The sequence below is a fragment of the Winogradskyella psychrotolerans RS-3 genome (assembly GCF_000427335.1).
GTDB lineage: Bacteria > Bacteroidota > Bacteroidia > Flavobacteriales > Flavobacteriaceae > Winogradskyella > Winogradskyella psychrotolerans.
Map to the genome: position 1 here is coordinate 1 of NZ_ATMR01000088.1, position 11,734 is coordinate 11,734.

Genomic DNA, 11,734 nt, shown 5'->3' on the forward strand with positions numbered 1-11,734 from the left:
TAGGATGCAAGAATCAAGAATCAAGATACAAGATTAAAGATTAATGAGAATAGAGTTTTTAGTTAGGAATGACTAATTTAGGCTAAAGGCTAAAGGCTAAAGGCTAAAGGCTAAAGGCTAAAGGCTAAAGGCTAAAGGCTAAAGGCTAAAATTGAAGAATCAAGATTAAAGAGAATAGAGTTTTTGGTTACGAATGACTAATTTGGGCTAAAGGCTAAAGGCTAAAGGCTAAAGGCCAAAAGTAACTGCCAACTGAAAACTGCCAACTGAAGACTATTTTACTGATTAAACGTATCACTCTCAATAACACCATCGCGTAATCGAATAACACGGTTGGCATGTGCTGCAATTTCTTCTTCGTGGGTTACCATAATTACAGTGTTTCCTGCTGCGTGAATATCACCAAAGAGTTTCATGATTTCTATTCCTGTTTTAGAATCTAAGTTACCTGTCGGCTCATCGGCTAAGATGATTGATGGTTTGTTAACTAAAGCTCTACCAACAGCAACACGTTGCCTTTGTCCACCTGAAAGTTGATTGGGTTTGTGATCCATTCGGTCTGCTAGTCCAACATCAGTTAAAACTTCTGTAGCACGTGCGATACGGTCTTTTTTTGAGAATCCGGCATAGACCATAGGTAAAGCCACATTATCCAATGCCGTAGTTCTTGGTAGTAGGTTGAAGGTTTGAAAAACGAATCCGATTTCTGTATTTCTAATGTCTGCGAGTTCGTCATCTGACATTTGGCTTACGTCATTTCCGTTTAAATTGTAAGAGCCTGCAGTAGGTGTGTCTAAACACCCTAATAAATTCATTAGTGTCGATTTTCCAGAACCAGATGGTCCCATGATGGCCACATATTCGCCACGCTTAATGTCTAAATCAATGCCTTTTAGGACATGAACAATTTCTTGTCCTAATTTAAAATCTCTAATGATGTTTCTAATTTCGATGACGTTGCCGCTCATAATTTTATATTTTTTTGTCACCTTGAGCGCAGTCGAAAGGTATTAAAAGTAACATTTTATTTGGTTTCGACTGCGCTCAACCTGACATACGATATAGGTTGTAAATCTACCTGCAAGATAAAAGATTTTGCAGTGATTTATTTAATAAGACGCAAAACTTGTTGACTTGTTACATTCTAATTTTAAAATGTTCTTTTGCTTGCTCTTTTCTAAAAAACACAAAACCCAAATTGAAACAATCTACCGTGACCGTTACTGCATTGTGATTTTTAATATAGTCCCATGCTTCCGTCATGCCCTTTGACCAATAAATATCATCAAAGACAAAAACAGAGTCATTATGAACGGTAGGTAATAAGGCTTCAAAATATTGAATGGTAGCTTCTTTATTGTGGTGGCCATCGAAGAAGATGAAATCGAAGCTGTTGTGTTTTAAATCAGGGATTTTATTAGTAAAATTTCCAACTTCAAATTCAATATTGTTTATGTTGAGCTTTGTGAATTGGGATTGCGCAAATGTTGAGGTGTTTAAGCAGCCTTCTATGGTCGTGATTTTTGAAGAATTATTTACTAATGCCAGTGCATAGGTTCCCATGCCCAAAGACGTGCCTAATTCTAAAATGCGCTGAAACTCGAAGTATTTTGAAAGTCTATATAAGAGTTCTGAGTCTTTTTTAGAACTGCTAGACGTTTTTGCCATTTTACTAACCTTTCGTTGGTTAGCGTCTAAAACCTTTGAGCCTTCACCTAAATCTGTAATATCTAAAATGGTGTTTGAGTTTTCTAAGGCTTTTTTATAAAGTTTGAGTTTAGCATAGGCGTCATGGTTGGTTTTATCATATAGGCATTTGGTTACAAAATTATAGACAAAAGGGGAGTGGACACCATGTTGATTGGTGGCTTTTGAAAGGAATTTTATGTATGCTTTTGCTTGGTACACTTTATTAGTTTCAGAGTTTCAGAGTTTCAAAGTTTCAAAGTCTCAGAGTTTCAAAGTCTCAGAGTTTCATAGTTTCGAAGTCTCAGGGTTTCAGAGTTTCATAGTTTTGGGGCTACGGAGATTGATTTATAAACTTCGTGTTTATTGGTAAGTATTATTTAATTACAGCGCTTAGTTGTTTTCTGTGACCTTAAACTGATACTTTTCTAACCATCTAACCATCTAACCATCTAACCATCTAACCATCTAACCTTCGAGCTTTTCAGCTAATTCAAACCAACGCATTTCTTTTTCTTCAATCGTATCAATAACCACTTGCAATTTTTCTGAAAGTTTACTGATTTGGTCTTGACTTAATTCAGGATTGTGAAATTTGGCTTCTAATTCGGTTTTATCTAATTCTAAAGATCTTATTTTAGAGGCTAAGTTTTTGTATTCCTTTTGTTCGTTGTAATCTAATTTATTGGCTTCGTTTTGCTTTTCAGCTTTGGTGTCAACAACTTTTTCTACGACTTCAATTTGTTTGGGCTGACTTTCGTCATAGGCTCTAAAATCGGAATAATTTCCTGGAAAATCATCAACAACACCTTCTCCTCTAAAGACAAACATGTGATCTACAATCTTATCCATAAAATAACGGTCGTGAGATACCACTAATAATACTCCTGGGAAATCCATTAAGAAATCTTCAAGAACATTTAAAGTCACGATATCTAAATCGTTGGTCGGCTCATCCAAAATTAAAACATTCGGGTTTTGAATTAAAACGGTACACAAATACAATCGTTTTTGTTCACCACCACTTAGTTTTTCAACAAAATCCCATTGCTTTTTTCTGTCGAATAAAAACTTTTCTAGTAGTTGTTGTGCGTTAATTTGTCGGCCTTTGGCTAGTGGAATATACTCGCCAAATTCTTTAATAACATCAATAACTTTTTGGTTAGGTTTGGCTTTAATACCTCCCTGTGTATAATAGCCAATCTTAACGGTTTCACCCAAAACAACTTTACCGCTATCTGGCTGAGCACTTTGGGTTAAAAGATTTAAAAACGTAGACTTTCCGGTTCCGTTTTTTCCAATGATTCCAATACGTTCACCTTTTTTAAAGGTGTACTCAAATTCGTTTAAAATCGTTTTATCTTTAAATGCTTTTGAGACTTTATGAAACTCTATGATTTTACTCCCTAGACGTTCCATATTAATATCCAATTCGATCGTATGATCGTTACGACGTTGGTGTGCTTTTGATTTTATTTCAGAGAAATCATCAATTCTACTTTTAGATTTTGTGGTACGTGCTTTAGGTTGGCGACGCATCCATTCGAGTTCTTTTTTAAAGAGTTGTTTGGCTTTCCCAACTTCGGTAGCTTGATTCTCTATTCGAGCTTCTTTCTTTTCTAAATAGTATGAATAATTTCCTTTATAGGTGTGTAATTCGCCATGATCTAACTCTATAATTTCATTACAAACACGTTCTAAGAAGTAACGGTCGTGCGTTACCATAAAAAGTGTTTGTTGGGTTTTAGCGAAATACTCTTCTAACCATTCGATCATTTCTAAATCTAGGTGGTTGGTAGGCTCATCGAGAATTAAAATATCAGGTTTGCTTAAAAGTGCTTGTGCTAATGCTAAACGCTTTTTCTGTCCACCAGAAAGTGTGTTAACTTTCAAAGAAAGGTCGTCTAATTTTAATTGCGATAAGGTTTGTTGGTATTGTGTTTCAAATTCCCACGCGTTATAGCGATCCATACCTTCAAAAGCTTTTTGATAGGCATCGGCATCTTCTGGATTCTTTAAAGCTTGTTCGTAAGCTTCAATAATTTTTAAAACTGGGATGTCTGAAGCAAAGATGGTTTCTTCGAGTGTAAGGTTAGGATCTAAATCAGGTTCTTGGTCTAAAAAGGCTAAACGCAATCCTTTTCTAGCGACTATTTGTCCATCATCAGGAGTGTCCTTTCCTGCTAACATTTTAAGGATGGATGTTTTTCCGCTCCCGTTTTTGGCTACAAAAGCTATTTTCTGATCTTTATGGATACTGAAAGACAAATTTTTAAAGAGCACTAGCTCTCCAAAAGATTTTGATATATTTTCTACGTTTAGGTAATTCAAGGTGTTTTTTTTGCAAAGAACGGAAATAAACCAAAAAGAAACGTATTAGTTTTGATATTAGTGTTGATACATTATATTTGTGTCCAAAGATCCATTGTATTTATGAAGCATATTAGGCTTTTAATTATTGTTCTGAGTTGTGTTGTTGTATCGTCTTGTATCCCTCATAAAGACACTGTTTATTTGCAAGTTAAGGAGGGTGCTATCAATGATACTATTCCTAATAATCTTGTTGAAATTCAGAAGCCTTATCGTGTTCAAGTTAATGATATATTGAATATACGTGTTAAGGCGTTAGACCAAGAAACGGTATCTATTTTAAATCCAGCAGGAGATGGGAATTTAAATGCGAGTAGCGCCGAACGTGCTTTTTTTGATGGTTTTACTGTAGATGTACATGGGAATGTAAGAATACCAACACTTGGTTATATCAATGTCTTAGGATTTACCACAGAGGAAATTGAAAAAGCCATAGAACAGAAGCTGCTTGAGGAACAATTTAAAGAAACCGCTAATATTTTTGTCACGGTAAAATTGGCGGGATTACGTTATACAGCGAATGGTGAAGTCGGTTCGCCGGGAAGTCAGGTCTTGTTTACAGATCGGGTCAATATATTTGAAGCCATTGCTAATGTTGGAGAAATTCCAGTGACAGGAAATAAAAAGGATGTTTTAATTATTAGACAATATCCTCAAGGTCAGAAAATACATCATTTAGATTTAACAGATATAAGAGTAATGCAGTCTCCATATTATTATATACAACCCAATGATATTATTTATGTAAAGCCTTTGGTTCAGAAATCATTAGGGACTGGGGAAACGGCCTTTTCTAGTATTGCTACGATAGCATCTATACTTTCGTTATTGACTACTGGCGTATTACTTTTTTCAAGACTATAATTACATATGAGAGATTACGATGAGATAGAAGATCAAGATTCACAAGGAATAAGTTTTGATTTTAGAGGATTTCTGTTTAAAGTATTAAACTTGTGGAAATTTGTGCTTATTTGTATAGGTGCAGCACTGATGATCGCCTACTTTATTAATGCTAGAAAACAAAATGTTTACCGCTTAGATTCTTTAATTTCTATAGATAACGATCAAAATCCTTTTTTTACGGCAAACACAAGTATATCCTTTAATTGGGGAGGAGTTTCAGGTAAAGTCGGTAAAATAATGACTGCGATAAAAACTCGGAGTCATAATGAAAAGGTAGTCGATTCGCTTCAATATTATATGGACTATTTAGAGGAGAGTAAGTATCGAAAAATTGATATTTATAAAGACGCTCCTTTCAAATTTATAATTGACAAATCCAAAGGGCAGGTTCTTAATTATCCTGTTGGTATTCGATTTATAAACGCTACTGAATTTGAGATTTTTACAGCCTTCGAAGGAGCTAAGGCAACAGCACAAAAGTACGGTGATAAGTCAAAGGAGGGAATCTCTGTTCCTACAAAAGATTTTGTGAAAAGATTTAAAAGCGGAGCCACAATTAATTTGCCTTTTCTTAATGGGCAGTTAGTCTTTAAACCTGAGCAGTCCGTAAAGCCAGGGGCGGAATATTTTATTCAGTTTAGTGATTTTGATGGATTAGTAAACAAGTATAAAACAGATATAGCTATTGGTACCTTTTCAGAATCGTCTTCAAATATTTTAAGACTACAATTGGCAGGACATAACAAGGCTAAAATTGTAGATTACCTCAATGCGACGTCTGAGATTTTAAGTAAGACAGAGTTAGAGCGCAAGAATTTGTATGCTACCAATACGATTAAATTTATTGATAGTAGTTTGGCAGCAGTAAATAATAGTCTCAAAGAAGTTACAAATGAGATGAATAAATTTCGTAGTGATAATAAAGTCTTCGATGTGAGTGCAGAAATTGCGCAAATTTCTAACGAACTACGTCAATTTGAACTAGCAAAACAGGAAGAAGAATCTAAACTCGATTATTTAAGTAATCTTGAAGTATATTTAAATACAAAAACGGATTATACTAATATTGCAGCACCAACCAGTGTAGGTATTGATGAAGGTAATGTGCTTAATGGTGTTTCCAAAATTGTGGCTTTAGCTGCTGAGCGTCAAAACTTAGAGTATACGACTAAAGAAAGTTCTGGACTTTTTAAAGAGCTAGACCGACGTATTGATTCTGAAAAGAATGTATTGCTTGAAACTATTGATGCCACAAAGAGAACTATTGGAGTGCGTATAGGTACTTTAAATCGAAATGTGGCTAATCTAGAGTCTAAATTGAGTGGTTTGCCAGAAGATGAACAGCAGTTTTTAAAGATTCAGCGACAATTAGATATGAGTCAAGAAGCTTATGATATTTACTTGGCTAAACGGAGTGAGGCTGCTATTGTAAAAGCAGCAAATATCTCAGATCTTGGTATTATTGATGAGGCTAAAGATATAGGTGGCGGTTTAATAGGTCCTAACAAGACCTTGAATTATATGATGGGTTTAATGCTAGGATTTTTTACCCCAATGTTCTTAATCTTTGTAGTCTATTTGCTAGATAATACGATTCATGGATCCGATGAGATTACACGGATGTCTAAAATCCCCATTTTAGGTTTGGTCGGGAAATACCGTTATAAGAATAATTTGGTGGCTTATGAAAAACCTAAATCTGCAGTGGCAGAATCCTTTAGAGCGATACGTTCCAGTTTACAATTTATATTTAAAAAGCATTCTTCAGAAACTAGGGCTAGTACTTTAATGGTGACGTCTTCAGTGAGTGGAGAAGGTAAAACATTTACGTCTATTAATATTTCTACCGTTTATGCATTATCGGGAAAAAAGACGATTTTATTAGGGTTAGATTTACGTAAACCAAAAATATTTGATGATTTCGATATTGCAAATGATAAAGGTGTGGTGAACTATTTGATAGGGGATGGTACACTTGAAGAAATTACAACACACACGCATATTGAAAATTTAGATATTATTACCTCAGGGCCTATACCACCCAATCCTTCTGAGTTATTAATGAGTGGTAATTTAAAAGAACTAATCGCACGACTGAAGCAGGAGTATGATATGATTATTTTAGATACGCCCCCCTTAGGTTTGGTGACGGATGCTTTAGAATTAACACAGTATGCGGATGCGACCATTTTTATGGTACGATTAGATTATACCAAGAAAGGCATGTTACAATTGGTAAATGCTAAACACCGTTCAGGTGAGCTGAAAAATGTGAGTTTTGTTCTTAACTTTTACAGACATAAAAATAACAGTAATTACGGTTATGGTTACGGCTACGGTTATGGCTACGGTTATGGTTATGGGGTTTATGGTAATAGCTATCATGAAAAAGATAACTATTCTTTATTCAAAAAGATGAAGGATTTCCTTAGACGACTATAATTGGTTTTAAACATAAAATTTTGATCACACAAACGCAACTGAAAATCAAACGGATATTTGATGTTTCCGTTGTTGTGCTATGCTTGCCTTTATTAATTGGTCCCATAGTGTTGTTAGTTTTAATTGCAACAATAGATGCTAAACAATGGGGAGTCTATTCGCAGCATCGTGTTGGACAATACGGTAAGCTTTTCAAGATTTATAAAATTCGAACTTTAGCAGACGGATCACATAACTTAGGGCATTTAGATGACAGTGCTTCTTTAGTAGGGCGATTTTTAAGGCAAACTAAATTAAATGAATTGCCTCAGCTTTATAATGTCTTAATAGGAGACATGAGTTTGGTTGGGCCGAGACCTGATTTGCAAGGTTTTGCAGACGAATTAACTGGAGACGACCGCATTGTTTTAAAAGTCAAACCAGGAATTACTGGTCCCGCAACCTTAAAATACCGAGATGAAGAGCAGCTTCTAAAGCTTCAAAAAGACCCAGAACACTACAATAGAACGATTATATGGGTTGATAAGGTGAAAATCAATAAAAAATACGTTCAGAATTATAGTTTTTACTTAGATTTGAGACTTATTTTAAACAAATGAATCGTTCAGAAGATAAAATTGCAATAATTGGATTAGGTTATGTTGGTTTGCCACTTGCTGTAGAGTTTGCGAAAAAATTCTTTGTTGTTGGTTTTGATATTAATAAACAGCGCATCAGTGAATTAAATACAGGGCTTGATAAAACCTTAGAAGTTGAAAACGACCATTTAAAATCAGTATTAACTTCAGATTTAAATGCTAGTAAAGGTTTATATATTACAGATGATGTTGATGCATTAGCTGTAACTAACTATTATATCATTACAGTACCTACACCAACCGATGCCTTAAACAAACCTGTGTTTACTCCATTAATTAAGGCCAGTGAAACAGTAGGTAAGGTTTTATCTAAAAATGATATCGTGGTTTATGAATCAACAGTGTATCCTGGTGCAACTGAAGATATTTGTATTCCTGTTTTAGAACAAGCGTCAGGCTTAGTTTATAATACCGATTTCTTTGCAGGTTATTCACCAGAACGTATTAATCCGGGTGATAAAGAACATACGGTCACCAAAATATTAAAAGTAACTTCTGGTTCTACGCCAGAAATAGCTATAAAAGTTGATGAACTTTATAAAAAAGTCATTACTGCAGGTACGCACATGGCACCTTCTATTAAGGTGGCAGAAGCGGCAAAAGTGATTGAGAATTCGCAACGCGATATTAATATTGCTTTTGTTAATGAGTTGTCTAAAATATTTAGACTTTTAGATATTGATACTAAAGCGGTGTTAGAAGCTGCAGGAACCAAATGGAACTTCTTAAAATTCTCACCAGGTTTAGTTGGTGGGCATTGTATCGGAGTCGATCCTTACTACTTGGCGCAAAAAGCTATTGAATCGGGTTATAATCCTGAAATTATTTTAGCTGGTCGTAAGATGAACGATAGTATGGGAAGCTATGTCGCTACCGAAACTGTGAAAATGATGATTAAAAAAGGAGCCACGATTAAAGGTTCTAAAGTTCTTGTTTTAGGGATTACATTTAAAGAAAACTGTCCGGATATTAGAAACTCTAGAGTTATTGATATCATTGAAGAATTAGAAACATACGATGTTAATGTCGATGTTTATGATCCTTGGGCTTCTGCTGAAGAAGTAAAGCATGAGTATAAATTAGACTTAATCTGTGATTTCAATGAATTAAGTTCTGAATACGATGCGGTAATTTTAGCGGTTTCTCATAACCAATTCTTAAAATTAGATATCACGAAGTTAAAATCACAAACAGGTGTTGTTTTCGATGTAAAATCATTACTTCCTATAGATGCCATAGACGCAAGATTATAATGTATTCAAATCCACATCATACCACAGACCTATCCAAATTAAGTTTTTTAATTACTGGAGGGGGAGGTTTCATTGGCTCTAACCTCACCGAATACTTATTAAAGTATAAGGCTAAAAAAGTACGCGTTTTAGATGACTTTTCTAATGGTCATCGTGAAAACTTAACGGAATTTATGGATAACCCAGCTTTCGAACTTATTGAAGGTGATATTAGAGACATAGAAACTTGTAAAACCGCAATGGAGGGCATAGATTATGTCTCTCACCAAGCTGCTTTAGGTTCGGTGCCGCGTTCTATTAACGATCCCGCAACAACCAACGAGGTTAATATTTCTGGATTTTTAAATATGATGATTGCGTTGAAAGATAGTCCAACAGTAAAACGTATGGTATATGCCGCGTCTAGCTCAACGTATGGAGATAGTCAAGCCTTACCAAAAGTAGAGGATATTATAGGAAAACCCTTATCTCCATATGCCGTAACAAAATACGTCAACGAATTATATGCAGATGTATTTGGTACGACTTATAATACAGATGTTATTGGTTTACGCTATTTTAATGTATTCGGACCAAAACAAAGTCCGGATGGGGCTTATGCAGCAGTAATTCCTTTATTTATGCAAGCGCTTAAGGATAATGCCTCCCCGAAAATTAATGGTGATGGTGAGCAAACTCGAGATTTCACATTTATAGATAATGTGGTGCAAGCTAATGTAAAAGGCTTTTTTGCGCCTATAGAGGCCAAAAATGAAGTTTTTAATGTGGCTTGTGGAGAACGTATTACTATTAACTATTTATGGGAATCGTTACGCATTGCTGCGGATTCTGAATTAAAAGCTATCTACGGACCTAATAGACAAGGTGATGTTAGAGATTCGCTTGCTGATATTTCCAAAGCACAAAATCTTCTAGGTTATAAGCCCAAATATACCGTAAGAGAGGGGTTGAAAATCACTTGGGATGCTTTTAATTAAAGCAAAAAATAATTTAGGTTAATGCTATTTTAAAAACAAAATTCTAATATAAAATTGATATAATGACCAATATTTTAGTCACCGGCGGTGCAGGACAATTAGGAAGTGCTTTAGCTTCAAAATTAGCGCAAAAACCTAGTACTACCGTTGTAGTGATCGATAATTTGTCTACAGGTGATAAATCAAAACTTCCAATAAGAGATAATATTATATTTATTAAAGCAGACGTAAATAATTATTACGACATCATCTCTATTTTTGCGACTTATAAATTTAAATATGTATTTCATTTGGCAGCTGTAGTGGGTGTAGAACGTACTTTAGAGCACCCTATCGTTGTTTTAGAAGATATAGAAGGACTAAAAAATGTACTGTCATTATCTAAAAATTCAGGTGTCGAACGTATTTTTTATTCGAGTTCTTCAGAAGTGTATGGAGAACCTTTTGAAATTCCACAAAACGAACAAACGACACCATTAAATTCTAGATTACCTTATGCTATAGTTAAAAATGTGGGAGAGGCTTTTTTAAAAGCGTATCAGCAAGAATACGATTTAGATTATACCATTTTTAGATTTTTTAATACATATGGACCACAACAGAGTAACGATTTTGTAATGCCGAGATTTATTAAGTTGGCTATGACCAATCAACCCATTCCCATTTATGGAAAAGGTGAACAAACGCGCTCATTTTGTTATGTCGATGATAATATAGATACCTGTATCAAAGCTTTAGATGAAAATGCTTTTGTTAATGATGTTCTTAACATTGGTAATGAAGATGAAGTTAGCATTTTGTATTTAGCTCAAAAGATTATAGAACTAACAAACTCTAAATCTGAAATTAAGTTCTTACCTTCTTTAAAAGAAGGAGATATGACGCGTCGTTGTCCTGATATAACTAAAATGAAGGCTTTACTTGGACGTGAATTAGTGTCTTTAGAAGAAGGGATTTTAAAAATGATAGCGTATTATAAGGCTTTATAGATACTTCTTTTTTCCTCCCCTTCAGGAGACTACACTCTCTATATTAAATAAAAAACAGGCTTAATCTTAGCTTAATTTATATTATTCAAGATTTAGTCATTAGTTTCCACAATGTGCTCCTCCCTTTAGAAAAAGTGAGGTGGATAAGCCGCCGAAGAAGGCTTAGACGGTGGGTTTGAATTATATTCATATTACAAAAACCATCATGCATTCTCACCAAAACAAATAAAAACCATTCATAAAACAATAATCTTGTAGTTCCCCTAACGCACCCTATTTTCCTCAATGCGCTCCTCCCTTTAGAAAAGGGAGGTGGCTAAACCGCCGAAGAAGGCTTAGACGGTGGGTTTTGAATTATATTCATATTACAAAAACCATCATGTATTCTCGCCAAAACAAGTAAAAATCGCCCATAAATTAAGTCTCTATTTATAAATTGAGTTAATAGCCCTATAGTTCCCCTAACTCACCCT

The 11,734-nt window shown here is 34.7% G+C and carries 9 protein-coding genes; 6 read left to right on the plus strand and 3 right to left on the minus strand.

Annotated features, from left to right (window positions below):
* Window positions 1–278: 278 nt before the first annotated feature.
* The 3 genes from ADIWIN_RS05870 to ADIWIN_RS05880 all read right to left on the minus strand — a co-directional run bounded on the left by ADIWIN_RS05870 (window position 279) and on the right by ADIWIN_RS05880 (window position 4,017).
* On the minus strand, window positions 279–968 hold the full coding sequence (locus tag ADIWIN_RS05870) for an ABC transporter ATP-binding protein (protein WP_020897327.1): 690 nt from the start codon (window positions 966–968) through the stop codon (window positions 279–281).
* A gap of 169 nt (window positions 969–1,137) precedes the next feature.
* The gene (locus tag ADIWIN_RS05875; protein WP_020897328.1) at window positions 1,138–1,908 is read right to left on the minus strand and encodes an O-methyltransferase; all 771 of its coding nucleotides are present in this window, start codon (window positions 1,906–1,908) and stop codon (window positions 1,138–1,140) included.
* A 246-nt stretch (window positions 1,909–2,154) separates the two neighbouring features.
* Entirely contained in the window at window positions 2,155–4,017 is a 1,863-nt protein-coding gene (locus ADIWIN_RS05880) for an ABC-F family ATP-binding cassette domain-containing protein (protein ID WP_020897329.1), read from the minus strand.
* Window positions 4,018–4,119: 102 nt separating this feature from the next.
* On the opposite strand from ADIWIN_RS05880, the gene ADIWIN_RS05885 reads away from it, so the two are divergent.
* The 6 genes from ADIWIN_RS05885 (at window position 4,120) to ADIWIN_RS05910 (ending at window position 11,261) form a co-directional block, all read left to right on the plus strand.
* On the plus strand, window positions 4,120–4,920 hold the full coding sequence (locus tag ADIWIN_RS05885) for a polysaccharide biosynthesis/export family protein (RefSeq protein WP_040756644.1): 801 nt from the start codon (window positions 4,120–4,122) through the stop codon (window positions 4,918–4,920).
* 6 nt (window positions 4,921–4,926) lie between these two features.
* The gene (locus tag ADIWIN_RS05890; RefSeq protein ID WP_020897331.1) at window positions 4,927–7,404 is read left to right on the plus strand and encodes a polysaccharide biosynthesis tyrosine autokinase; all 2,478 of its coding nucleotides are present in this window, start codon (window positions 4,927–4,929) and stop codon (window positions 7,402–7,404) included.
* A gap of 20 nt (window positions 7,405–7,424) precedes the next feature.
* Window positions 7,425–8,003: a sugar transferase gene (locus tag ADIWIN_RS05895; protein WP_020897332.1), complete on the plus strand. Its 579-nt coding sequence runs from the start codon at window positions 7,425–7,427 to the stop codon at window positions 8,001–8,003.
* The gene (locus ADIWIN_RS05900) at window positions 8,000–9,295 is read left to right on the plus strand and encodes a nucleotide sugar dehydrogenase (protein WP_020897333.1); all 1,296 of its coding nucleotides are present in this window, start codon (window positions 8,000–8,002) and stop codon (window positions 9,293–9,295) included. Before ADIWIN_RS05895 ends, ADIWIN_RS05900 begins: the two co-directional genes overlap by 4 nt.
* On the plus strand, window positions 9,295–10,272 hold the full coding sequence (locus ADIWIN_RS05905; RefSeq protein ID WP_020897334.1) for an SDR family oxidoreductase: 978 nt from the start codon (window positions 9,295–9,297) through the stop codon (window positions 10,270–10,272). The genes ADIWIN_RS05900 and ADIWIN_RS05905 overlap by 1 nt, the downstream gene beginning before the upstream one ends.
* 62 nt (window positions 10,273–10,334) lie before the next feature.
* A complete protein-coding gene (locus tag ADIWIN_RS05910) occupies window positions 10,335–11,261 on the plus strand; it encodes an NAD-dependent epimerase/dehydratase family protein (RefSeq protein ID WP_020897335.1) in 927 nt (308 codons plus the stop codon).
* The last annotated feature ends 473 nt before the right edge of the window (window positions 11,262–11,734 follow it).

Excerpts from the sequence above, each read along its gene's own strand:
- ADIWIN_RS05870 (WP_020897327.1), bottom strand. The coding sequence starts at position 968 with ATGAGCGGCAACGTCATCGAAATTAGAAACATCATTAGAGATTTTAAA.
- ADIWIN_RS05885 (WP_040756644.1), top strand. The coding sequence starts at position 4,120 with ATGAAGCATATTAGGCTTTTAATTATTGTTCTGAGTTGTGTTGTTGTA.
- ADIWIN_RS05890 (WP_020897331.1), top strand. The coding sequence starts at position 4,927 with ATGAGAGATTACGATGAGATAGAAGATCAAGATTCACAAGGAATAAGT.
- ADIWIN_RS05900 (WP_020897333.1), top strand. The coding sequence starts at position 8,000 with ATGAATCGTTCAGAAGATAAAATTGCAATAATTGGATTAGGTTATGTT.
- ADIWIN_RS05905 (WP_020897334.1), top strand. The coding sequence starts at position 9,295 with ATGTATTCAAATCCACATCATACCACAGACCTATCCAAATTAAGTTTT.
- ADIWIN_RS05910 (WP_020897335.1), top strand. The coding sequence starts at position 10,335 with ATGACCAATATTTTAGTCACCGGCGGTGCAGGACAATTAGGAAGTGCT.